Source organism: Methylomonas sp. HYX-M1, from assembly GCF_040741385.1.
Taxonomy (GTDB): Bacteria; Pseudomonadota; Gammaproteobacteria; order Methylococcales; family Methylomonadaceae; genus Methylomonas; species Methylomonas rhizoryzae.
In genome coordinates, this window is record NZ_CP160405.1 from 3162064 (window position 1) to 3186143 (window position 24080).

Genomic DNA, 24080 nt, shown 5'->3' on the forward strand with positions numbered 1-24080 from the left:
CCGGTGTTCCAGGAATTAGCCCAACTCGAATCGCTATTGGAGCGCTTGGATGGCCATGCCCGCATCGAAACCCTGACCCGCATCCGTTGGCAGGGTCACGATTTCCCGGTTTACGCGATTGTGTTAGGGACGTTGCAGCCGCAAGCGCCTACCCTAGGCTTTTTCGGCGGCGTGCACGGGCTGGAAAAGATAGGATCGGAAGTCATATTGTCTTACTTGCAGACCTTGATCGAAATGCTGGAATGGGACCGGGAATTACAACGGCGTCTGGCCGAATCCCGCCTGGTGTTTGTGCCCATCGTCAACCCGGTCGGCGTTTACCGCGGCACCCGCGCCAACGGTAACGGGGTCGATTTGATGCGCAACGCGCCTATCGAAGGTCAAGGCAATACCAAGTTGTATAGCGGCCACCGCTTAACGCCTTGGCTACCGTGGTACCGCGGCGACGCATCCCGCATGGAAACCGAAGCCGAAGCCCTGTGCGAGGTGGTGCGGCGCTATTTGTTCGAGGCCGAACTGTCCATAGTCTTGGATTTGCATTCCGGTTTCGGCATTCGCGACCGTTTGTGGTTTCCTTATGCTTCCTGCCGCAAACCCTTTCCCGACATAGCCGAAGCTTACGCGCTGAAAAATTTATTCGATCATTGTTTTCCTCACCACGTCTATCGCATAGAGCCGATGAGCGAAGAATACGTGATTAACGGCGATCTCTGGGATTATCTATACGACAGTTTCAAATCCTCGCCCCAAGCCGGCCGCTTGTTCTTACCGTTGACCTTGGAAATGGGCTCCTGGTTGTGGTTGCGCAAAAGCCCTTTGCACTTGTTTCAGCGTCACGGCCTGTTTCACCCTTTGCTACCGCATAGGCAACAGCGCATCTTGCGTCGCCATTTCACCTTGTTCGAATTTTTGCACCGCTGTTTATTATCCCCGACTAAATGGGCCGAACAAACTCACGATCAGCGCGTCGACAACCGCCGCGCGGCATGGGAGACTTGGTATGCGTGACGCTTACGGAAAACATTGGCTGTTGCTGCGTGGCTTGTCCAGGGAGTCGGCGCATTGGGGCGATTTTCCCGAGTTGCTGAGGCAAGCGTTTCCGCAATCGAAAATCTCGACCCTGGATTTACCCGGCAGCGGCAACCGCAATTCGGAAAGTTGTCCCATGACCATAGCGGATATTACGGACGCAGTAAGGCGACAAGCGATCCGTCAGAATCTGATGCAGCAACCCTTAACCGTGCTGGCCTTGTCCATGGGCGGCATGATTGCCTGGGAATGGATGCTCAAGCATCCCGAGGATATATGCGCCGGCGCCTTGATCAACGTGAGCCTGGCATCGCTAAGCCCGTTTTATAAGCGAATGCACTGGCGCAACTACCCGGAACTGTTTAAGTTACTAACGCTGCAAGACCCACTGCAGCGTGAGCTGACTATCGTACGCCGAGTGACCAATTTGAACGAGAAACACCATGCGCTCGCCGAGCGCTGGGAGCAAATACACCGCGCCCGCCCCATCAGCCGACTCAACAGTCTGCGACAACTGGCCGCTGCTGCCTGCTACCGGCCCGACGCGCGGAAACCGCAGAGCCCGATACTGTTGTTAAACAGCCGGGGCGACCGTTTGGTCGACCCGGATTGCTCGGCAGCGATTCAACGACGCTGGCAATTACAGTTGGAAACCCACCTTTGGGGCGGCCACGATTTAACTTCGGACGACGGCCCGTGGGTGGTTAACACACTTCAAGCCTGGTTGCGGAAACTGCAAACCGAAGCTGCGGCTAGTTGATTTCGAACTCGGCTTTGTCTCTGCCGGCAGCCAGCAATTCCTGCATCCATTTCGGCGCCAGACCGCGACCCGTCCAAGTTTGAGAAGCATCGGCCGGATTACGGTATTTAGCCGCCACTTTGCTGCCTTTCCTTTCCGACCTTTTATCGCTTTCGCCAATTTCAACAGTCACGCCAATTGACGCTGCAAGTTCCTTAATTTGCGCTAAAACTTCCTTACGCTTGCTGTTCATCCGCTCCTTTAAAGCTCTTTCGGCATTATCGATCAGTGCTTGAATTTCCGCTTCAGAGAGATTGTTAAAATCAGTCATATTTTCCCCATTAAATTAAAAAGCGCCTTAATTATATCACCGCTTTTAATTATTAAATCAAGCATCCTAATGATTAACTAAGAAATTCACTTGGCTAAATAACTTGCCGTCAGCATGGATTAACGCCACTCTCCATTCGCCGACATCTTCGAGTGTAAACTTACGTGAAGATACTAGCTTAAACTTATCCGATTTAATATCGACACGCTTTTTGATCACTAAACCGCCGTTTTTGTACCAAGCTTGATATAGAGTTTGCTTGGCCAATTGCTTCACTTCGCAAAAATAAAACAGCTCCAAGGTTTTACCGGCCTCCGGCACGAACCGGTACGCATCAACCGGCTTTAGCGGTTCGCCTTTTAATAACTCGGTATTCAGCGACGCACGAATTACTCGTCTATCGAAAATGATTGCACCCGGTTTGAAAACTTTTTCGGACAACGTATTGCCGCTAGTCTCAGCCTTAATTCCAACCGGCTTTTCCGGCAAAGCCGGGCTGCCTTCCGTTTTGACGGAATCGCTAATTTGCGAATCCCCGATAGCCGTTTCCGGCGGAAGCGGCTCCGAGGCCGGGCGATCCGAGCCGGCAAATTTAACCCAATAAACCGCGAACGCGATTAATATAAAAAAAGTGAGCACAGCTGCTAGAATTCTACCGGTATGCCATACCGTTACCATTTTCGGATCGATCAATGCTTTCCGATATTTGTCCTTATCGTAATTTATCTTAATAATCACTCTGTTATCCGCCATGCTGCTCTCCGCAATTTTTGCAGCCCGTCTTTGTTCAAGCCAAGCTACGGTGCGCGTTTGCGCTTCGTTTTTCCTTTGGTAATATACCATTAACAGCTACAAACCTTTCTCAAGCGCTAAAACCGGGACGTTATATGAGCAACTTATTGAAACTGTTTAGCGACACCTCGGCGTATTACGGCGGCAACGCCAGCTACATCGAATTGCTTTACGAACAATACCTGAACGATCCTCAATCGGTTTCGGATAAGTGGCGCGAACATTTCGACAATATCCACTGCGGCTCGCACGACGACACACCGCATAGCGTCATCGTCGAACGCTTCGAAAAGCTGGCCATCTCGGAGCCCGGCAAATTAGCCAAAATGCAAGGCTTTACCGAGCAAAGCGTCAAAAAACAATCGGCCGTCGCCAGACTCATCAATCAGTACAGGATGAAAGGCCACCAGATAGCCGCCAATAATCCGCTCGGCAACTCGGAAGCAATACCCAGCGATTTGGAACCGGTGTATTACGGCTTAACGCAAGCGGACATGAAAACCGTGTTCGACACCGGCGGCCTGTGCGGCATAGACCGGCTTCCGCTGCACGCGATCATTCAAACCTTGAATGAAATCTATTGCGGCAGCATAGGCAGCGAATTCATGCATATCGTGGACGCCGAGCCTAAAAATTGGATACGGGCTAAATTGGAAGGCGCGAAGCCTGACTACGCCAGCCATGCGGAAAAACGTATCGGCTTGCTGAAATTGCTGACGGCGGCTGAAGGATTGGAAAAATATTTGCATCGCAAATACGTCGGTCAAAAACGATTCTCGCTGGAAGGCGGCGAATCGCTGATACCGATTCTGGACGAACTGATCCAACGCGCCGGCGAATCGAAAGTCAGAGAGGTGGTGATCGGCATGGCCCACCGCGGCCGCCTGAACGTACTGGTCAACGTACTGGGTAAAAGCCCGGCCGTTCTGTTCGGCGAGTTCGAAGGCACACATACCTCATCTCCCGGCGTATTGACCGGTGACGTCAAATATCACATGGGCTTTTCCTCCAACATCTCCACGCCCGGCGGCCCCATCCACTTGACTCTTGCTTTTAACCCTTCGCATCTGGAAATCATCAATCCGGTCGTGGAAGGCTCCGTTAAAGCCCGACAGGATAGACACGGCGTAGGCGGCGAAGACGCCATTGTGCCGGTACTGATCCACGGCGACGCATCGTTCGCCGGGCAAGGCATCGTCATGGAAACCCTGAACATGTCGGAAACCCGCGCCTTCCATACCGGCGGCACGGTGCACATCGTCATCAACAATCAAATAGGCTTTACCACCAGCAACCCGTTCGACGCCCGTTCCACGCTATATTGCACCGACGTGGCCAATATGATTCAAGCGCCGGTATTTCACGTCAACGGCGACGATCCGGAAGCCGTGGTGTTCATCACCCAGTTAGCGCTCGAATACCGGATGACTTTTCATAAAGACGTCGTGATCGATTTAATTTGCTATCGGCGCTTAGGCCATAACGAAGCGGACGAGCCTTCGGCCACTCAACCGATGATGTATCGCAAAATCCGTAATCTCCCGACCAGTCGGCAGCTTTATGCGCAGCAGTTGATCAACGACGGCGCGATCGACGAAGCCACGGTCAATCATCTCGAAGAAGAGTACTATCAGATGCTCAGCGAGGGCAAAGTCGTATCCCGGCCGATTGTGGTAAATCAAAACTACTCCTACTCGGCCCGTTGGGAAAAATATCTGAACCGGGAATGGAACCAGGCCGCCGACACCACTGTGCCGCTGGAACGCCTGCAATTTTGCAATGCGCGCATGCAAATCTTGCCCGAAAATTTCGAATTGCACCCGCGTGTCGCCAAGGTCATGGAAGAACGCAACAAAATGGCCGCAGGGGAAATATCGATGGATTGGGGCTTCGCCGAAAACCTGGCCTACGCGACGTTATTGCTGGACGGTTACGATATACGCCTGACCGGTCAGGACATCGGCCGCGGCACCTTCTCTCACCGCCACGCGATTTTGTTGAATCAACAGAACGGCGACAATTACATTCCGCTGAAACACTTGACCGACCAGCAAGGCCGCGCGCAAATTTTCAATTCGCTGCTGTCCGAAGCCGGCGTGCTGGGCTTCGAATACGGTTACAGCTCCACCGAACCCGACAAATTGGTGATTTGGGAGGCGCAGTTCGGCGACTTCGCCAACGGCGCCCAAGTAGTTATCGATCAGTTCATCACCTCGGGCGAAACCAAATGGGGCAAATTGAGCGGTCTGGTCATGCTGCTGCCGCACGGTTTCGAGGGCCAAGGTCCGGAACACTCCTCCGCTCGGCTGGAAAGATATTTACAATTGTGCGCCGACCAAAACATCCAAGTGTGCTCGCCCACCACACCGTCGCAAATCTTTCACCTGTTACGCCGGCAGTTGATACGCCAATACCGTAAGCCCTTGGTGGTCATGAGCCCCAAGAGCCTATTGCGCCACAAACTGGCGGTATCCAAGCTGGAAGACTTAACCGAGCGTGGCTTCATGCCGACTATCGGCGAAATCGACGACATCGATCCGTTTGCGACCACCCGCTTGGTCCTTTGCAGCGGAAAAGTCTACTATGACTTGCTGGAAGCGCGCCGCGACGCCGACCTGAAACACGTTGCCATCATCCGCATCGAACAGTTATATCCGTTCCCTAACGACGCTTTTCGCGCGGAACTGGAAAAATACCCCAACATCGACCTAGTCGTCTGGTGTCAGGAAGAACCGCGCAACCAAGGCGCTTGGTATCAAATTAAGCATCATTTTTACGAACTGATCGACGATAATATCCCCATCATGTACGCAGGCAGGCCGCCATCAGCCGCCCCGGCCGTGGGCAACTATAAAACCCATCTTACCGAGCAGAAGGCCGTCGTGCATACCGCCCTATTTGGCAGCAAAGAAGGAAATAAACATGAGTTTTGACATATTGGTGCCCCATCTTCCTGAATCGGTTTCAGATGCTACGCTGGTAGCTTGGCACAAACAAGCCGGCGACTGGGTTAACGCCGGCGACAACCTAGCCGACCTGGAAACCGATAAAGTGATCCTGGAAGTGCCCGCACCGTCTGCCGGAGTGCTACTGGAAATCGTCAGACAACCGGGAGAAACCGTGGCCGGCGGCGAGATTCTGGCCCGATTCGACGCCAAACAGAAAACCGCTGTGCCGGAAAAGCCGACTCCCGCAGTGCAATCCGGGAGTGCCGAACCCCAGTCCGGCAAAGCCGAGTCACCGCTAAGCCCATCGGTACGCAAACTGGTCGCCGAAAACGAGTTGAACCCGGCAGCCATCAGCGGCAGCGGCAAGCACGGACGGATTTTAAAAAGCGACGTACTGGAATTTTTAGAAGAACAAAGCGCTCCGCAACCAACCCCGGTGCCAGCACCTCAGCCACCGGCCCAAGAAGCCAGCCACGCACCGTTGTCGGCTACTGCGGTCGCCAGCCTGCGCCCGGAGCAACGCGTGCCGATGACGCGATTGCGGGCGAAAATCGCCGAACGCCTGCTGCAAGCCCAGCAAAACGCCGCGATGCTGACCACCTTTAACGAGGTCAATCTAAAATCGGTCATCGATCTGCGCAATCAATACAAAGACCGGTTCGAGGCCAAGCACAACGTCAAACTCGGCTTCATGTCGTTTTTCGTCAAAGCCTCTATCGAAGCCTTAAAGCGCTTTCCGGCCATCAACTCCTCGATAGACGGCAACGACATCATTTACCACGGTTATTACGACATCGGCATAGCGGTCACCACGCAGCGCGGCTTGATCGTACCCATATTGCGCGACGCCGATCAACTGGATTTCGCCGGCATCGAAAAAGGCATACAGGATTTCAGCAGCAAAGCCCGTAGCGGTTCTATCAGCATGGAAGACCTGAGCGGCGGCACCTTTACCATCACCAACGGCGGCATCTTCGGCTCCATGCTGTCCACGCCGATTTTGAATCCGCCGCAATGCGCGATTTTAGGCATGCACGCCATCAAGGACCGGCCCATCGTCGAAAACGGCGAAATCGTCATCCGCCCCATCATGTATCTGGCCCTGTCTTACGACCATAGGCTGGTAGACGGCAAAGAAGCCGTGCAATTTTTGGGCATCATCAAAGAAAGCCTGGAAGCTCCGGCTCACCTGCTATTGAACATATAACCCCACCGCACCTTGCGCGCCGTCCGCTCGCGGCGCCTCAGACCATCTTACGCCATGCGTTACACCATCTTACCCGTCACCGATTATCAACAAAATTGCACGCTGTTGGTCTGCGAAAAAACCGGACAAGCAGCGCTAGTCGATCCGGGCGGCGATTTGGACGACGTATTGGCGGTCGTCGAAGCGCAGAAGGTCGAATTGGCGGCCATTTTGGTAACTCATGGCCACATGGACCATGTCGGCGGCGTCGCCGAACTCGCCGACAAATTAAAACTACCGATTTACGGCCCGCACCGGGAAGACGACTTCTGGATTCAAAACCTGCCTAAGCAATGCGAGATGTTCGGCTTCCCTATGAGCGAACGTTTTACTCCGACGCGCTGGCTACAGGACGGCGACCGGGTCAGCGTGGGCGAACAAGTTCTGGAGGTCATACACTGCCCCGGACATACACCCGGCCACGTGGTGTTCTATCACGCCGCCAGCAAATTGGCCTTGGTTGGCGACGTACTGTTTAAAGGCTCTATCGGCCGCACCGATTTTCCGCGCGGCGATTACCAGACGTTAATCGATTCGATACAACTCAAATTGTGGCCACTGGGCGCGGACGTGGCCTTCATACCCGGCCACGGCCCCATGTCGACTTTCGGTGCGGAAATGCGCAGCAATCCGTTTGTGCGCATACGCTGAGACGGCTAACTGCAGCCAACGGCGTTGCCTTAGGATGCGAATAGCCGTTAGAATCAAACCTTCTCGTACCCAAAGGAAGGTAGCCATGGCCCACAAACTCGCACTAAGCAACAAGCTGCTGTTACCCTTACTGCTAAGCGGTTATATGAGCGGCTCGACAGCCCTAGCCGACGTCGTATCCGGCCGCTATCAAGGCACTATCGATTTCGATAGCGGCTTAGGCCTACTCGGCCAAATTATGTACGTCGATTTCAGCTACGACGCCGGCGTTCCCTATTTTCAAAACATAACCGAGCCGCCGTTGCACGACGCGGCCGATTATTTCGATTATTTACTCGAGATGAGGATTCGCATCGGCGACAACGTCTGGGATTGGCAGCCAACCTTGGGCACTTCGTTTATCTCGCTTTACAACGACAGCCTGATTAGTACCCTGATTGGTACGGAAGACAGAATCGTCGCATACAACGACGCATTCACCGGCCCCTTACTCGTCCCGGGAGTAGAAGATATTTCCTACGCATTCAGCCTTTATCTGTCGGACAACCTGGGCTTGGACGGCCTGGACACCGCCCAATCGCTACCCAACAGCGCACCTAACCCGGAACTGTTTAACAACTTGGTGTGGAATTCGATGGAATTCGCCTTTTTTACCGGCAACGGCGAGTCCGGAGAGTTTTATTTCATTACCACGTCCGATGTGACTCCGGTGCCTATTCCTGGCGCATACGGGTTATTCGCTTCGGCAATTTTGTTATTACCCAAGCAAAAGCGGAGCGGATGAGTAGGCATAAAAAAGGGGCTGATTCAGCCCCTTTTTAATTGCGCTAAAAGCCCTGATTATTTGCTGGCATCAACCAGTTTATTGAAAGCTTCAACCCGTTGTTTGCCGATGTTCGCCAAATCGATACCGTTTTCGATAATCATCGCAATCAAGCCTGGCGTGTTATAGACGATTTTCCCCAAGTAAGCGACGGCCGGAATCGCCACAATCGCGCCAAACAGCGTTCCGAAACCCAATACGCCCAAAAATTTGGTCAACAGCACCACAACATCCAAAGGCAGTAATATCATGGTGCCGAAATACACCAATACGATGAAAGTAAATAAAACGAAGACCACAAATTGCAGCAGCCGTATCAAAATGACATTCAGGTTTTTCATGATTTGAATTCTCGGGAAATATTTAGCAAACTGAGCAAGACCAAACGTTTAGCTGATAACGCCGGCCCAAAAACATCGCGCATTATAAAATAAAACCCTAAAAACCACTCAAGTTTTTACCATAACTTAACCGGCGTCATGTCAAGGGATGTAGCGCACATGCTAGCCGGATGCATCAAAAACCGGTCAAGTTTCCTTAACCTTGTCAGTTTCGAGTTAAACCCAAAGGCGGCAGCCTTTACGAGTAATAATCGTAATCCTCGGATTTTTTCAATTTAAACTTGGGCTCGACATCCACCTCTTGGTGATTCAGTTTTTCCCGGCCCGGCTCGGGTAAGGCCCGAACGGATTCGATAAACTCTTTAAACCAAAGGCTTTCGGCAACCGGCTGCATATCCTCGTCCTGCACAATAGTAGACTCGTTGGGCAAACTACCGAATTCTTTTGCTTGCTCCAGGGCTTTTTGACAGGCCGTTTCGTCGCCGCGAAGAGCATAAATGCAGGCCAGATTATAGGCCGCGCTGGCTTTTTGAATCGCGCAAGCTTGCTCGAAAAACTCCTCCGCCTTTGCGTAACACCCCGTTCGTTCGGCCGCCGGGCGCAAACGAGCCAATTCCATGTACGCCACGCCGCCGTCGATTGCCGCGCCTAAATAATTGGGCGCGGTTAACAAGCAAAAGGTAAATTTCGAGATGGCATCTTCGAGAGTGGCGGCCGCTTCCGAACCTTGTTTGGTTCCAGCCTCGTGCAACAGCCCGAACCCCCAATGGTACAAGGCCTCGGAAAACATTAAATTGTCGACGAGTACGCCGGCAAACCCCTGGTAAGCGCTTTTATACAATTGCTCCGCTTTGCCGCCTTCGCTTTTGCGGGCTTGAGCCACGTGTTTGATTGCAGCATCCAAGGTGGATCGCTTTTTAAAAGAACTCAATAATGACATAACGATTTCCTCATCAGGATAACAACTGCTTGCGATAAAATAACCGCCAAGTCTACAACATCGCCTGTCGTTCCGAAAAACCGTTTTATGCAACACTTACCGTCGGACCTTGAAAAAGCCAAGGTCAACCTGGAAACCTCGCAAATCGCCTGGCGGGAATTGCAGCGTTTTTTCGCTGCCGGTCAAACCATAGCGGTAGCCGCCGATTTGGATTTGATCGAAGTCGCCTATCAATTTTCCGCCGACAACCGAACGCTAGTCGCCGCTTGGTTGCAACAGGGAGTGGTCGGACCGGTCAGTGACCGGCAGGCCAGCGAATGGTACCAAGACGACAGTCCGGTATGGGCCGTGGTAGTCAAACCGTGGATCTTGGTACAAGCCTCTGCCCAACCTGCCGATTAAGACGGGAAATACTTGCGCACCAGCCAATAGTCGGCGCTAACGTAACGGCCGCCGCCGGTAAAAAACAATGCCAGCAGCATGACGAAATAAGTAGCCGCGAACTCTATCCCGTTATTCAATACCACAAAATTGCCGAACTCCGTCAGCCACTGGTAATCGCCTTGCGCCTGCAAGAGTTCCTTGGCTTGCGCCAAGCGCTCCACGGCGGCTTTTGTGCGGTCGGTAGCAAAAATCCCGTCGCCGGTGGCAATTGCCAACCAACCGTTGTGCCAATGTACCGTAAAAGCCGCGAACGCCATGATCACCATCAGCGGCAAGCTAATAAACCGGGTTGCAAAACCGAACAACAAAAACAGCGCACCCAAAATTTCGAATAATCCGACTAGGAAGACCAGCAAATATGGAGCAGGCAGCCCTAACCCCCATTCGGCATTACCGAACCACTCGGCGGTATCGGTAAAACCGGAGAATTTCTTAGCCCCCGCCATCCATAACACCGGCGCCAAATATAGACGCATCAACAACGGCGCTAAAAAATCCACGCACTGAGCCTTATCGCAAGCCTTGCGGACCCACGCTACGACAATCGGTGCCGTTTCCAGCATAATTGCCGCGAACTTCGAAAACATCGTATTACTCATTTCCCCCTCCGCCCATTTGATTTTTTGACTTATTTATGACGATACGTGCCGCATCCATCTACCACGGCATTCCGGCGAGTTTGCCGTCCGAATTATGCCAAACGTTGCTGGAGAAACCTATATTGCGCATCGAACGCATCGTATCCCGCGGACACAGCAGCGATTGGTACGACCAGGACAACGACGAATGGGTCATGTTACTGCAAGGCGAAGCCCGATTGACGTTTGCGGACGGCGGCGAATTACGGCTTACCGCCGGGGATTATCTGTTGATACCCGCGCATTGCAAACACCGGGTGGATTGGACGACACCGGACCGGGACAGCATTTGGCTAGCGATACACATCGGCTCCGAACGATAACGGCAATACCAATCGAAACTAAACGGCAACCGCCAGTCGATATAAACACTAGCTCGACACCCTGCGCATCCTGGGGAGCAAGCGCGATCCTGCGCGGAAACGCTGCAGGCTAAGCTAAGCCGGTTGCTGATAACCCGTCTCAGAACAAGTCGATTTCGCCTGTTGCGGCTTCTTTAATAACGCCATCCCGCAATAGTTGTTCGTAATGGAACACACGATTGCGTCCGGCCGCTTTAGCGGCGTACAAGGCGCTGTCGGCGCGGTTAAGCACCTCTCGCGGAAGCACTTTGGGATCCGCTTCGGAAAACCCGCCGCTGATGGTCACTTTGCCGACGCGCGGAAACTCGAAATCTTCGATTTTTTGCCGAGATCTTTCGAACACGCGTTTAGCAGATTCCTCATCCGGAGTTGCGATAATTATCAAAAATTCTTCGCCGCCATACCGGTATAGCAAATCCGATCTACGCATGGAGTTTTTCAGCAAGCCAGTGATCAGTATGAGGACTTCATCGCCGATGATGTGACCAAATCTATCGTTAATACTCTTGAAATGATCGATATCAATCAGCCACAACCAATAACGTTCTCGAGGCGATTTAACATCGGCTGCCTCGGCCTGCATGACGTTTTGGCTTTCCGCCAGCAAACTCCACAATCCGTTCAAATACGCATCCAACGAGTAGCGATTCAACAACCCGGTTAATTGATCGCGCTGACTGGCGTCCAACAGGTCGAAATAGTTGGTGAATACCTCGATTACCCCCTGAATGATGGAATCTTCTTCCGCCGTGACGTCCCTATCCCGCTGAAACACGAAGTAACCGACAACTTCATTCTTGCCGAACGTGGGGTAGCAAATCAGCCGTTGCTCGCCGTCTATGTGCCTGCTACATGCCTTACCCAGCAATCGGGCGCTTTCGAACAACTTGACAACAAGAGCAGGCGCATCGCGTTCGTTGGTCACTTCTTCCACGTTATCGACCACCCGGTTTACACCGTTTTCAGCCACAACATTACGGCTATGGTGTATCGCTCGAATAATGCCGCCGCTATCGTCGGTACGGTAAAAAGAAGTTTCGAGTATACCCAGTAGCGGTTCCAGCGTGCGCAACAAGCTTTGTTCGACTAATGCGGTATCGCGGAGAGCAGTCATACCGCCCAGTTTTTTGAGTACACTCGGTAGCTCAGTATTAGCGCGTTTCTCGGACATAACGATTCATTCCAAAAATTGCCTTACCTTTAATTCGCAACCATTTAACGCTTTAAACCAAATCGATTTTCTAAATGCTCATGCTCGGACAAACGAATGACTTCCTTATAAGCTTCAAAACTGAGGGTCGAGTTGACGTTCTGCGTACTACCGTCCGCTTTTAAGGTGGCGAAACAATCCAGCACGGCCTGGGTAGCCGAAAACAAACCGGACAACGCAAATGCAACCAATTTATAGCCCATCGCTTCCAACTCCGTTACCGACAAATTCGGCGTCTTGCCGCCTTCGATGATATTAGCCATCAACGCCACGCCCTGAAAATGCCGGGCCACCTGCGCCAGCTCCTCACGCGACTGCGGTGCCTCGACAAACAACACGTCGGCGCCGGCCGCCAAATATCGCTCGCCGCGCCGTATCGCCCCCTCCAAGCCTTCTATCGCTCTAGCGTCGGTACGAGCCACGATCACCAGACCGGAATCTGCGCGCGCATAAGCCGCCGCACGGATTTTTTCTACCTGTTCTTCGCTACTGACGATACGCTTGCCGTCAAAATGACCGCATTTTTTCGGCCATTCCTGATCTTCCAAAATGATACCGGCCACTCTGGTTTGGCAGATTTCTTCCACGGTGCGCACCACGTTCAACGGATTGCCGTAGCCGGTATCCATATCGGCAATCAATGGAATAGGCACGCTGGCGGCAATGCGTTTGGCGGCATCTATCATTTCGCCGGCGGTCAAATAACCGAAATCCGGTTTGCCGAGCAGGGACGCCGCAATACCGAATCCGCTGGAAAAAATAAAATTGAAACCCGCCTGCTGCGCAGCCATTGCCCCTATGCAATCGTATACGGCCGGCGCAGCCTGTATGCCGGGTTGCTCTAACATTGCGCGCAATCGATTGCTGCCCATAAACTGTTTCCTCTCATGTGGACGAAAAACGGAACTAAATACCACGAGGCTGATGGGAATCAACGCCGGTCAAACGACATTTTCGTTTTGAACATAATTTTCCAGACGCCCGGCCATATCGGCTTTACGGGCTATCATCTTCTCGGCCAGTTTTTGACTGCCGCCGCAATCGATGACGATACGGCCAATCCGCTCGTCGGGAATCGCCACCACTCGCATAATGGCCTGTGCCAGTTGCTTAGGACTCATGCCGGCGAACAGTTTGACGGCGTGCGGGTTACCGGCGTCGCAACGCAACACGTCCAGTTCGTCCACCCGGGTACCGAAGGCTTTGCCTTTGGGATCTCCCTGAGCCCGGTAGGCCAAGGCCCCCCCCACGTCCAGGGTCAGCACTATGCCGTCCGCGACCCCTTGGTTGTCGCCGTTAAAACCGGCAGCGTCCCAATTGGCGGTCCAGGCGTGCACGGCAAACCAGCGCTGCGCCTGTTTGCGTTCGCTTTCGCTGAAATGGGCAACACATTTCTTGTCGAGCTGCAGCCATTCGGTGGCAATTTGGTCCGGCGCGCTTGTGTTTACATAGGTTAACGTCGGCGCACCCGCCAATTGGTAAAGCTTGGCCGCAAGCCACTCGTTGCGCGCATGCGCCGCAGACTCCAAGGTCTTTACGTAATAGCGGCGTCCGTTACCGTCCTGAAAAATACCCGCCGGGTTAGTGCCCAACTGTCCGCCGACTCGCTGCATGACGGCGGTATCGATCATAGACGGGGCCCACTCATGCCGGAACCGCCCATCAAAGCGCAGGTTTAGTCCGGCGCACCAACGCCAATTGCGCCGGGGTTTCGATGGCCCCCTTACGCACCCGGCGCACCGCATGAATCGCCTCTTCGGGATGCATGCCCAGCTCAACCAGCAAACGCGCGGCGATCATGCCGGCTCGTCCCAGGCCGCCCTTGCAATGCACGAGCACGTCGCCGCCATTGCGCAACAACTCGCGAATCTCGCGCCCTTGGGTTGCCCACTCCAGCTCGAACGCCTTGGTCGGCACGGAAAAATCGGCGATAGGCAGGTGACGCCACTCTATGCCGCGCCTGCGAATTTCATGGCCCAGCTGCGGCACTTTCAACGCGGAAAGTTCGGCCAACTCGACCAGGGTCAACACCAATTTCGCCCCCCAAGCGGCGATGACGTCCAAATCGATACCGAGGTCGCGCTCCCAGGCACCGGTATGGGCGAACCGGTCGTGTTTGCCCGGACAGAAGGTAATCCCGATTCGGCCGTACCCCGGACTGGCGCGTACTTCCGCGATTTGGAGAGGATGTGTGTGACTATTGCGTGCCCCTGCCATAATATCGACCTTACCAATCATTCAGCTGTCAGCGTCCGAGTCTAGCACGAACGGGCAAATGCTCGGCGACCCGCTCGCGCCGGCGAACGGCGCCTGACCGGCAGGCGGCGCAGCGTAACCCGCGTTCATTGCCGCAATTTCGCCAACGCCCAGGCGCTGTGTTCTCGCACCAACGCGTGCGGATGATGTAACCGTTCTCGCAAGGCCTGCTTAGCCGCTTCCAAAGCCGGGCCGTTGCCCAAAGCCACCGCGACGTTGCGCAGCCAGCGCACGTGGCCTATGCGGCGTATCGCCGAGCCCTCGGTTTTTTGTAAAAATTCGGATTCGCTCCAGCCGAATACCTCGAGCAAGCCGGCGCTGTCCAGGCCGCGGCGCGGCATGAAATCCGCCTCGGCACTCAGTTTGGCGAAACGGTTCCACGGGCAAATCAATTGGCAATCGTCGCAGCCGTATATGCGGTTGCCGAGCAACGGTCGCAACGCTTCCGGGATAGCGCCGTGCAACTCGATGGTCAGATAGGAAACGCAACGTCTGGCATCCACTTGGTAAGGCGCGACTATGGCTTGAGTCGGACACACCTCCAGGCAGGCCTGACATTGGCCGCAGTGATTGGCGGCGGGAGTATCGGCGGGCAGCGGCAAATCGGTGTAAATTTCGCCCAGAAAAAACCAGGACCCGGCCCGACGGTTGATCAAATTGCTGTGCTTGCCTATCCAGCCCAGACCGGCCTTTTCGGCGATAGCCTTTTCCAATACCGGGGCGCTGTCGGTAAACACCCGGTATCCGAACGGCCCTGCCACCCCAGCGATTTTATCGGCCAACTTCTGCAAACGGTTGCGCAAAACTTTGTGATAATCCCTACCCAAGGCATAGCGAGACACGAACGCCGCGGCCGGGTCTTGCAAGCGTTGCTTGCTCACCGAGCTCTGTTCGGGCAAATAATCCAGGCGCGCGCTGACGATGCTGAGGGTGCCCGGCTGCAGCAGCGCCGGCCGGCTCCGCTTGACGCCGTGCGCCGTCATGTAGTGCATATCGCCGTGAAAATCCCGCGCCAGCCAATGCATTAAACGCGCTTCGGCCTGGCTCAAGTCCGTGTCGCTGATGCCGATTTGCTGAAAGCCCAAGTCCTCGCCCCAACGTTTGATGCGCTGGGACAACTGCATGTAGTCGAGCGAAGGGGTTGGGGGCATGGCGGGCTTGCACTATAATGGGATGTGCCTCTCATTTTACACGACAATCCGATGCCTCCATCCGATAACGCACTGTACGGGGTCGCTGAAATTCGTGCGGTCGAACGCCATGCAATAGAGCAACTGAACATTCCCGGTTTCGAATTGATGCGCCGCGCAGCCGGCGCGGCCTTCGAGCAGCTTAGACTGCGCTGGCCGGACGAAACCTCGCTGCAAATCTGTTGCGGGGCCGGCAACAATGCCGGAGACGGTTACCTACTGGCCACGCTGGCCATGCAGGCCGGAATGCAAGTCCGAACTTGCAGCGTTATCGATCCGCAACAACTAAAAGGCGACGCTTTAAGCGCCTATCAGCACTATCTGGCGGCCGGCGGCAGTTGTTCGGCGTTCGACGAAACCGCAGCCCCGCAAGGTGTAGTGGTCGACGCCCTGCTCGGCACCGGCTTGAGCCGTCCGGTCGAGCCGCCGTTCTCAACGGCGATCGATTGGATCAACGCCAGCGGCCGCCCGGTTTTGGCGCTGGACATTCCGTCCGGCTTGCACGCCGATACCGGCTGCGCGCTGGGCTGCGCCGTGCGCGCCGATCTGACGGTCAGTTTCATCGCCCTGAAAGGCGGTTTAGTGACCGGTGAAGCGGCGGATTATTGTCGGGAAATCGTCTGCGCGGACCTCGGGCTGCCGCCCGGCGTACTGGAGCCATATAGACCGAAAGCGCGGCTACTACGCCAACCGCCATTTCCGCCGCGTCCCCGAAGCGCCCACAAAGGCCACTTCGGCCACGTTTTGTTGATCGGCGGCAACCTGGGCTTTTCCGGCGCCATCCGCTTGGCCGGCGAAGCCGCGCTACGTTGCGGAGCCGGACTGGTCAGCATCGCCAGCCGGCCGGAACACAGCGGCTTTTTAAACATAGGCCGGCCGGAACTGATGTGCCACGCGGTCGAAAACCAAACGCAACTCCAGCCCTGGCTGGAAAAAGCCGACGTTATCGCCGTCGGCCCCGGCCTGGGCCAGGATGTTTGGGCGCACGGCCTGCTGGCGGCCGCTTTGGCAACCGACCGACGCTGCGTGTTAGACGCCGACGCACTGAATTTGTTGGCGCAATTTCCGGTCGCCCGGGGTAATTGGATATTGACCCCGCATCCGGGCGAAGCCGCCCGATTGCTGGCGTGCAGTAGTCGAGACGTCTCGGCCGACCGCTACGCGGCGGTGCGGGCGCTGCACAAGCGCTACGGCGGCATTTGCGTGCTGAAAGGCGCCGGCAGTTTGGTGGCCGATGCCGACACGATCTACGTCAACACCACCGGCAATCCCGGCATGGCCGGCGGCGGCATGGGCGACGTCTTGACCGGCATCATCGCGGCGCTGCTGGCGCAAGGCTTGCCGGATTCGGATGCCACCCGCTTAGCCGTGCACCTGCACGGCGCCGCCGCCGATAGGGCCGCGCTGCAGCACGGCGAGCGCGGCATGCTGGCCAGCGATTTGTTTCCCTTTCTCACAGCACTGTCGAATTCATGCTGATCGATCTCAACAGCAGCGCGGAAACCGAAGCCTTCGGCGCCGCCTTGGCGGCAGCCCTGCCGCGCCAATGCCTGATATTTTTGTACGGCGACCTAGGCGCCGGCAAAACCACCTTGGTACGCGGATTATTGCGAGCCTACGGCCACAGCGGCGCCGTCAAAAGCCCTACCTATACCTTGGTGGAAGAATATTCCCTCCCGGAGCGACAGGTGTTCCACTTCGATTTGTACCGGCTGAAAGATCCGGAAGAATTGGAATGGATAGGCATGGACGATTATTTAGCGCAGCCGGCGCTGTGCTGCATAGAATGGCCGCAAAACGGCACGGGAATACTGCCTGCCCCCGACATTCGAATCGATTTGGCCATTGCCGACTGCGGAAGGCGATTGGAAATCAACACCCTAGGCAAACCATTAACAATTAACTGGAAAAACAATAACCTGCTGCTATAATCTCCAACCGTTATTATAAGTTCCCCGGTTGGCTGGCTTATGCGCTTAACACTACAATTTTTCTGGCTGCTGGCGATATGCAGTTTCGCCGCCGCCACCCACGCCGGCCAAGCCCGGATTCAAAACTTGCATTTTGCAGGTTCCGCCAAAAGTCTGGTGTTCGAGCTAACCGAAACGCCGCATTACCGCCACTTCCTGTTAAAAAACCCGGACCGGCTGGTCATCGATTTTCCGAACACCGAACTGGCTGCCGCCTTGGCTCAACCGCCGGCCGGCCAATCGTTGGCGCTGGCCGTGCGTTCCGGCGTGCGCAACAAAACCGATTTGCGCGTCGTCGTGGAACTGGCCGGTGCTGCCGACATCCGCGCCAGCGTGAACGGCAAAATCCTGCAACTGGATTTGAACGGCAAACCCGGCACTACCCCGGTACGGCAACAAACGGCCGGCAAAACCACCGCACCTATCAAAGAAGCCAAAATCAAGCCGGTCGCCGAACCGGTTAAGTCCGCCCCGGCCAAACCCGCCAAAACCCGGGGCCGCGACATCGTCATCGCGGTCGACGCCGGGCACGGCGGTAAAGACGTCGGCGCCCAAGGCGGCAACGGCACCAAGGAAAAAGACGTGGTATTCGCCATCGCCAAGCGTCTGGCCGGGGAAATCAACCGACAACCCGGCATGAAAGCCGTGATGATTCGCAACGGCGATTATTTCGTCAAACTGCGCGACCGGGTCAAAATCGCCCGCGACGCCAAGGCCGACTTATTGGTTTCCATTCACGCCGACGCATTCGACGACGCCAGCGCCCACGGCGCATCGATCTACACCCTGGCGAACAAAGGCGCATCCAGCCACGTCGCCCAGTTTCTGGCCGATAGCGAAAATGCCGCCGACGGCTCCGGCGAGGCTCAAGACGACGTGTTGGCCTCGGTGTTGATGGATTTGACCACGAATGCCGCCAAAGAAGCCAGCCAACATATCGGCAACCGGGTCTTGAAAAGCGTCAAATCGGTCGGACATTTACACCGCACAAGCGTACAAAAAGCCGGATTCGTGGTGTTGAAATCGCCCATCCCGTCGATTTTGGTCGAAACCGCCTTCATTTCCAATCCGGACGAAGAACGCCGCTTGAACAGCACAGGCTATCAACAACAAATGGCCAAAGCCGTATTTAACGGCATCATGGCGCATTTCAAACAATACGCTCCCGCCGATACCAGCTTCGCCCAACTGCAAAAATCCGGGCATACGCCGGCTAAACTGGCAACCCGGCAAAAATCCGCCGAACCGCCGCTGGCCCGTGCCGCCATACCGGAAGTCGGCGACAAAGTGGTCGGCAGCTCTCCCGCCACCACCCGCCACGTAATCGGCCGCGGCGAAACCTTGCACGACATCGCCCGCCAGTACGGGGTTTCGGTTCGCGAAATCCGTTCGGCCAACGGCGGCAACGCCGAGGTCAGAGTAGGCCGAGTCTTGCAAATTCCACGCAGCAGTTAGTCCCTGCCCGTTTAAACGGCACATTCGCTATATCACCCAAAATTCGCTCTATCCGTTAGAATACGCGCTTTTGCATGGCGCGCACGATGCGGATTCAAGCTTTACCCACCCAACTCATCAACCAAATCGCCGCCGGCGAAGTGGTGGAACGCCCTGCATCCGTCATTAAGGAATTGGTGGAAAATTGTTTCGATGCCGGCGCCACCCAAATCCACATCGACGTCGAACAAGGCGGTGTCAAACTGATCAAAATCCGCGACAACGGCTGCGGCATCGTTAAAGACGACTTGCCCTTGGCCTTGTCGCGTCACGCCACCAGTAAAATCGCCTCGCTGGAGGATCTGGAACGGGTCGCCACCATGGGTTTTAGGGGCGAAGCCCTGCCCAGCATCAGTTCGGTAGCCCGACTGACCTTGATTTCCCGCCCGGCGGATGCCGAATGCGCTTGGCAAGTCAGCGCCGACGGCAGCGAGCAAAACTTCGATCCGCAGCCCGATCCGCATCCGCCCGGCACCACCGTCGAAGTGCGCGACCTGTTCTACAACACTCCCGCCCGGCGCAAATTTTTGAAAACCGAAAAGACCGAATTCGGCCATATCGAAAGTTTGCTGCAGAAATTGGCCTTGGCGCGTTGCGACGTCGGCTTCGTGCTGAACCACAATCAGCGCGAAGTATTTAATTTGAAACCGGTTGCGGGTGCGGCGGACCAGCAAAAGCGCATTGCCGCGGTGTGCGGCTCGGTATTTCTGGACAGCGCGGTCAACATCGACTTTGCCGCATCCGGCTTGCAACTGTCGGGCTGGGTAGGCAAACCGACATTTTCGCGCAGTCAGCCGGACATGCAGTTCTTTTACGTCAACGGCCGCTTGATTAAAGACCGCTTGATCGCCCATGCCGTCAAACAAGCTTACCAAGACGTGCTATACCACGGCCGGCATCCGGTGTTCGTGCTGTACTTGCAGCTGGACCCGGCGCTGGTCGACGTTAACGCCCACCCGACCAAACTGGAAGTCCGCTTTCGCGAAGGCCGCATGGTGCACGATTTTCTCTATCAAGCCCTGCATCGCAGCCTGGCGGAACAACGCCCCGGTCTAGCACCTACCGAGCTAATCGAAACGCAGATACCAGGCACGGCGGCGAAAACCTCCGCAAATGCCGAAGCTCGTTCCAACCCCGGCGAACAATTATCGCTGCCGTTAAACGACGCCGCGCCGTCACAGACGTCGCAACAAACGTATATACCCCCCGCGGCCACGACTAACCGCGCGTTCAGCTATCCGGCCCGCACCCGCATGCCGGGCAGCGTAGCCGAGCAAATCGAAGGCTACGGCAAGCTGTACCCGCAAAGCCAAAACAAACCGCACGGCGACGGTTTGCCGCCGCTCGGCTACGCGCTGGCGCATATCCACAGCATTTATATCTTGGCCGAAACTGCGGACGGCATCATCTTGGTCGACGCCCACGCCGCCCATGAACGGGTAACCTACGAGCGCTTGAAACAGCTTTACCAAACCCAAGGCATCGTTTCCCAACCCCTGTTGCTGCCGATAAAAATCCAAGTCAGCGCGGCGGAAGCCGATGTAGCCGAACAAGAACACGGCTTTTTTTTCGGCTTGGGTTTCGAATTGACCCGCTCCGGCCCGGAAACCGTGATTCTGCGTGCACTCCCGGCCTTGCTGGCCAAAACCGACAGCGACCGCCTGGTGCGGGATATTTTGGCCGACTTACTCGCTCACGGCACCAGCCGCAAGGCCGAAGAAACGCTGAACGCAATCCTGGCTACGATGGCGTGCCATAACTCGGTGCGCGCCAAACGCCGGCTCAGCATCGACGAAATGAACGCCTTGTTGCGCGACATGGAACAAACCGAACGCAGCGGCCAATGCAACCACGGCCGTCCGACCTGGATAAGCCTGAGTCACCAAGACTTGGACCGCTTCTTCATGCGCGGCCAATAATGCAAACCCTCGAAAAACCGCGCGTATTACTGCTTATGGGGCCGACCGCGTCCGGCAAAAGCGCGCTGGCGGTAACCATGGCTCAAGCGCTGAACGCGGAAATCATCAGCGTCGATTCCGCCCTGGTCTACCGAGGCATGGACATAGGCACCGCCAAACCGACCCTGGCGGAGCGCGGCGGCATCCCCCACCATTTGATCGACATTCTGGAACCGAACGCAAGCTTTTCTACCGGCCAGTTTCGCAGCCGCGCCTTCGAGTTGATGGACGACATCGCCAAACGCGGCAAATTACCGTTGTTGGTGGGTGGCACCATGTTGTATTTCAGCGCGTTGACCCAGGGACTGGCGCAACTGCCGGAAGCCGACCCTGAGATCAGGCAACGCTTGGACAAGGAGTTACTCGACGCCGGCAAGGATGCGATGCACGCGCGCTTGGCGCAAGTGGACCCGCAAGCCGCCGCACGCATCCACGTCAACGACCCGCAACGCATCCAAAGAGCGCTGGAGGTCTACGAAATCAGCGGCCGGCCCATCTCCAGCTTTTTTCAGAGCGAAGCCGACGACGAGCCGCCGTACCGCTTTATCAAACTGATCGTCGCCCCCAGCGAACGGGCCGGCTTGCACCGAAAAATCGCCGCACGTTTCGACGCCATGCTGGAGCAAGGCTTTTTAGACGAAGTGCGGGCTTTACGCGCTCGCGGCGATTTGACGGAGGGCCTGCCGTCCGTGCGTTGCGTCGGCTACCGGCAAGCCTGGTCGTTCCTTAACGGCGAATGCGATTTCGCCACTTTTCGCGACAAAGGCATCGCTGCCACCCGGCAACTGGCCAAACGCCAATTGACATGGCTACGCAAAGAAGCCGACGCCCTGCATTTGGTCAGCGAAGCCCCGGATTTAATCGACACCGCCCTAGCCCATTTTGCCCAGCATGGATAAAGCCCGACAACGCGGCCTGGGCTATGCGGCACGCGCAGCCCAAACCGACAAGGACGCCGCCAGCGCCCGCATTTGCCGGCGCTTTCAAGACTTGGTCGAGCAAGCTCACGCGCGCACGGTGATGTGGTATCTAGATTGCCGCTCGGAAGTGCGCACCCAGCCCGCCGTCTGCGAACAGCTGCGGCTGAACAAACATCGCCTCGTCATACCGTTTTGCACGCAGGACGGCGACGGCAACAAGTGCCTCGGTTTATGGCATTTACAATCCCTGGACGAACTACGGCCGGGCATGTGGCGGATTTTAGAACCGCCGCATCAACGTCGGCTGGAAGCCGAAAAACTCATCAACCCGGATGAATTGGACGCAATATTGGTACCCGGCGTGGCTTTCGATCCTAGCGGCGGCAGGCTGGGCAACGGAGCCGGTTACTACGACCGCCTGCTGGCCCGGGTCAGACCGGATACACTGTTGGCCGGCGCCTGTTTCCACCGGCAACTATTGGATCGGGTATCGATGGAGGCACACGACGTCTACATGAACTGGGTCCTGACCGAATGCGCGGCGTACCGGGGGCAGCGTTGCCCATGACGGACGATATGCTGGCGCTGGAAAATTTCAAGCCGCGCAGTCCGGCTTTCGTACTGGATTTGGACCGGGTGCACGCCAACCTTCAAGCCTTGCAAGCAATCCGAACCGCTAGCGCCTGCAAGCTGTTGTATTCGGTCAAAGCCTTGCCGCTGGCCAGTTTGATAGCCGAATTGTCCGACTTAGTCGACGGCTTTTCCGCCAGCTCATTGTTCGAGGCCAAGCTATGCCGGGAAGCGGCGCAAAACCGCGGCAGCCTGCACTTGACCACGCCGGGCATACGGCCGGACGAGTTTAGCGAACTGGCCTCTTTATGTAGCCACGTCAGCTTCAATTCCCTGAACCAATTCGCCGCGCTGTACCAAACCTGCGCTCCCTACTCCGCCGGCTTGCGAGTCAACCCCAAAGTCTCGCAAGCGGCAGACCAACGTTACGACCCTTGCCGGCGCCATTCCAAACTTGGGGTAGCTATAGAGGCCTTGGCCGAGGGTTTACCGGCCGCAATCGCAGGCCTACATGTTCATAACGCATTCGGCCAAACAGCCATACAGCCGTTACGCCTGACCTTGCAAGCCTTGCAGCCGGTGCTAGCGCGATGCGGGCGATTGCGCTGGCTGAATTTGGGCGGCGGCTATCTGTATCACAGCATGGTCGATCATCAGCAATTGTCGGAATTGATTGCGCAATTGCGCGCCGACTATGCCGACGAGGTCTATCTGGAACCGGGTAACGCCATCGTCGGCAACGCCGGCTATTTATACGCGACAATCATAGACCGCTTCGTCAGCGACGGCGAAACCGTGCTGATTCTGGACACTTCGGTCAACCACTTACCCGAAGTGTTCGAATACCAACTGCAACCCGAGCTATTGCAAGCTAGTCCGTCCGGCGACGAATCGGCCATTGTTGCCGGCTGCACCTGTTTGGCCGGCGACGTATTCGGGGCTTACCGCTTCCGGCGACTACCCGAGATCGGCGAAACCCTAACCTTCGCTCAGGTAGGTGCATACAGCCTGATTAAAGCTCATCGCTTTAACGGCCATCCCCTACCGGCGATATACCTTAAGCGCGGCACGGCGCTGCATTTGGTCAAAACCGACTGCTACGCCGCATACCGCGCACAATGGCTGAGTCAGGATTACCCCTGAGCACGCTAGACTGCATGCGATACCGATAGGCGAACGCTTAAAAAATCTCTCATTACTCTTGATGGCCAATGCGATACACTTTATT

The 24080-nt window shown here is 55.8% G+C and carries 25 protein-coding genes; 15 read left to right on the forward strand and 10 right to left on the reverse strand.

Translation table 11 applies throughout. The annotated features are described in order from the left end of the window. Positions 1-3 precede the first annotated feature (3 nt). Positions 4-1008 carry a M14 family zinc carboxypeptidase gene (locus AB0A83_RS14270; RefSeq protein WP_367154524.1) on the forward strand — a complete coding sequence of 335 codons (1005 nt, stop codon included), beginning with the start codon at positions 4-6 and terminating at the stop codon, positions 1006-1008. Continuing rightward, entirely contained in the window at positions 1001-1789 is a 789-nt protein-coding gene (locus tag AB0A83_RS14275) for an alpha/beta fold hydrolase (RefSeq protein ID WP_367154525.1), read from the forward strand. Before AB0A83_RS14270 ends, AB0A83_RS14275 begins: the two co-directional genes overlap by 8 nt. Here AB0A83_RS14275 and AB0A83_RS14280 read toward each other — a convergent pair. After that, entirely contained in the window at positions 1782-2099 is a 318-nt protein-coding gene (locus AB0A83_RS14280; RefSeq protein ID WP_150049530.1) for an H-NS histone family protein, read from the reverse strand. The genes AB0A83_RS14275 and AB0A83_RS14280 overlap by 8 nt on opposite strands. A 66-nt stretch (positions 2100-2165) precedes the next feature. Then, positions 2166-2588 (reverse strand): DUF2914 domain-containing protein, encoded by a 423-nt coding sequence (locus AB0A83_RS14285; protein ID WP_367154526.1) that lies wholly within the window; start codon positions 2586-2588, stop codon positions 2166-2168. Positions 2589-2986: 398 nt separating this feature from the next. On the opposite strand from AB0A83_RS14285, the gene AB0A83_RS14290 reads away from it, so the two are divergent. The 4 genes from AB0A83_RS14290 to AB0A83_RS14305 all read left to right on the forward strand — a co-directional run bounded on the left by AB0A83_RS14290 (position 2987) and on the right by AB0A83_RS14305 (position 8520). After that, the gene (locus AB0A83_RS14290; RefSeq protein ID WP_150049534.1) at positions 2987-5824 is read left to right on the forward strand and encodes a 2-oxoglutarate dehydrogenase E1 component; all 2838 of its coding nucleotides are present in this window, start codon (positions 2987-2989) and stop codon (positions 5822-5824) included. Beyond that, positions 5814-7046, forward strand: a complete 1233-nt coding sequence (gene odhB, locus AB0A83_RS14295) for a 2-oxoglutarate dehydrogenase complex dihydrolipoyllysine-residue succinyltransferase (protein ID WP_150049536.1) — start codon at positions 5814-5816, stop codon at positions 7044-7046. The genes AB0A83_RS14290 and odhB overlap by 11 nt, the downstream gene beginning before the upstream one ends. 54 nt (positions 7047-7100) lie before the next feature. Next, entirely contained in the window at positions 7101-7736 is a 636-nt protein-coding gene (locus AB0A83_RS14300) for an MBL fold metallo-hydrolase (RefSeq protein ID WP_150049538.1), read from the forward strand. Positions 7737-7821: 85 nt separating this feature from the next. Beyond that, complete coding sequence (locus AB0A83_RS14305) at positions 7822-8520, forward strand: hypothetical protein (protein ID WP_367154527.1); 699 nt, start codon at positions 7822-7824, stop codon at positions 8518-8520. A gap of 56 nt (positions 8521-8576) precedes the next feature. Here AB0A83_RS14305 and AB0A83_RS14310 read toward each other — a convergent pair whose 3' ends face one another. Together AB0A83_RS14310 and AB0A83_RS14315 are read right to left on the reverse strand one after the other, a co-directional pair. Next, complete coding sequence (locus AB0A83_RS14310; protein WP_367154528.1) at positions 8577-8900, reverse strand: hypothetical protein; 324 nt, start codon at positions 8898-8900, stop codon at positions 8577-8579. A gap of 238 nt (positions 8901-9138) precedes the next feature. Then, entirely contained in the window at positions 9139-9840 is a 702-nt protein-coding gene (locus AB0A83_RS14315) for a hypothetical protein (protein WP_150049544.1), read from the reverse strand. 87 nt (positions 9841-9927) lie between these two features. Here AB0A83_RS14315 and AB0A83_RS14320 point away from each other — a divergent pair, with 87 nt between their 5' ends. Further along, positions 9928-10242 carry a DUF2288 domain-containing protein gene (locus AB0A83_RS14320; RefSeq protein ID WP_150049546.1) on the forward strand — a complete coding sequence of 105 codons (315 nt, stop codon included), beginning with the start codon at positions 9928-9930 and terminating at the stop codon, positions 10240-10242. Here the strand turns inward: AB0A83_RS14320 and AB0A83_RS14325 are convergent. After that, on the reverse strand, positions 10239-10883 hold the full coding sequence (locus AB0A83_RS14325; protein WP_150049548.1) for a DoxX family protein: 645 nt from the start codon (positions 10881-10883) through the stop codon (positions 10239-10241). The genes AB0A83_RS14320 and AB0A83_RS14325 overlap by 4 nt on opposite strands. A 35-nt stretch (positions 10884-10918) precedes the next feature. Between AB0A83_RS14325 and AB0A83_RS14330 the strand changes: the two genes are divergently transcribed. Continuing rightward, positions 10919-11245, forward strand: coding sequence for a cupin domain-containing protein (locus tag AB0A83_RS14330; RefSeq protein ID WP_150049550.1), 327 nt, complete (start codon positions 10919-10921; stop codon positions 11243-11245). Positions 11246-11384: 139 nt separating this feature from the next. Here the strand turns inward: AB0A83_RS14330 and AB0A83_RS14335 are convergent, their stop codons facing one another. The 5 genes from AB0A83_RS14335 to queG form a co-directional block, all read right to left on the reverse strand. After that, a complete protein-coding gene (locus AB0A83_RS14335) occupies positions 11385-12455 on the reverse strand; it encodes a GGDEF domain-containing protein (RefSeq protein ID WP_150049552.1) in 1071 nt (356 codons plus the stop codon). Between the two features lie 44 nt (positions 12456-12499). Continuing rightward, positions 12500-13366, reverse strand: coding sequence for an oxaloacetate decarboxylase (locus AB0A83_RS14340; protein WP_367154529.1), 867 nt, complete (start codon positions 13364-13366; stop codon positions 12500-12502). 69 nt (positions 13367-13435) lie between these two features. Next, on the reverse strand, positions 13436-14125 hold the full coding sequence (locus AB0A83_RS14345; protein WP_150049556.1) for a hypothetical protein: 690 nt from the start codon (positions 14123-14125) through the stop codon (positions 13436-13438). A gap of 31 nt (positions 14126-14156) precedes the next feature. After that, entirely contained in the window at positions 14157-14711 is a 555-nt protein-coding gene (locus tag AB0A83_RS14350; protein WP_367154530.1) for a cyclin-dependent kinase inhibitor 3 family protein, read from the reverse strand. 125 nt (positions 14712-14836) lie between these two features. Beyond that, complete coding sequence (queG, locus tag AB0A83_RS14355) at positions 14837-15901, reverse strand: tRNA epoxyqueuosine(34) reductase QueG (RefSeq protein ID WP_367154531.1); 1065 nt, start codon at positions 15899-15901, stop codon at positions 14837-14839. A gap of 51 nt (positions 15902-15952) precedes the next feature. Here queG and AB0A83_RS14360 point away from each other — a divergent pair, with 51 nt between their 5' ends. The 7 genes from AB0A83_RS14360 to AB0A83_RS14390 all read left to right on the forward strand — a co-directional run bounded on the left by AB0A83_RS14360 (position 15953) and on the right by AB0A83_RS14390 (position 23995). Beyond that, on the forward strand, positions 15953-17419 hold the full coding sequence (locus AB0A83_RS14360) for an NAD(P)H-hydrate dehydratase (protein ID WP_150049562.1): 1467 nt from the start codon (positions 15953-15955) through the stop codon (positions 17417-17419). Then, positions 17413-17871: a tRNA (adenosine(37)-N6)-threonylcarbamoyltransferase complex ATPase subunit type 1 TsaE gene (tsaE, locus tag AB0A83_RS14365; protein WP_150049564.1), complete on the forward strand. Its 459-nt coding sequence runs from the start codon at positions 17413-17415 to the stop codon at positions 17869-17871. The genes AB0A83_RS14360 and tsaE overlap by 7 nt, the downstream gene beginning before the upstream one ends. A 39-nt stretch (positions 17872-17910) precedes the next feature. Continuing rightward, the gene (locus AB0A83_RS14370) at positions 17911-19365 is read left to right on the forward strand and encodes an N-acetylmuramoyl-L-alanine amidase (RefSeq protein WP_150049566.1); all 1455 of its coding nucleotides are present in this window, start codon (positions 17911-17913) and stop codon (positions 19363-19365) included. Positions 19366-19451: 86 nt separating this feature from the next. Then, positions 19452-21323 (forward strand): DNA mismatch repair endonuclease MutL, encoded by a 1872-nt coding sequence (gene mutL / locus AB0A83_RS14375; protein WP_150052000.1) that lies wholly within the window; start codon positions 19452-19454, stop codon positions 21321-21323. Beyond that, a complete protein-coding gene (gene miaA, locus AB0A83_RS14380; protein WP_367154532.1) occupies positions 21323-22261 on the forward strand; it encodes a tRNA (adenosine(37)-N6)-dimethylallyltransferase MiaA in 939 nt (312 codons plus the stop codon). The genes mutL and miaA overlap by 1 nt, the downstream gene beginning before the upstream one ends. Then, positions 22254-22850 carry a 5-formyltetrahydrofolate cyclo-ligase gene (locus tag AB0A83_RS14385; RefSeq protein ID WP_150049569.1) on the forward strand — a complete coding sequence of 199 codons (597 nt, stop codon included), beginning with the start codon at positions 22254-22256 and terminating at the stop codon, positions 22848-22850. Before miaA ends, AB0A83_RS14385 begins: the two co-directional genes overlap by 8 nt. After that, positions 22847-23995: a carboxynorspermidine decarboxylase gene (locus AB0A83_RS14390; RefSeq protein WP_367154533.1), complete on the forward strand. Its 1149-nt coding sequence runs from the start codon at positions 22847-22849 to the stop codon at positions 23993-23995. Before AB0A83_RS14385 ends, AB0A83_RS14390 begins: the two co-directional genes overlap by 4 nt. Positions 23996-24080 lie beyond the last annotated feature (85 nt).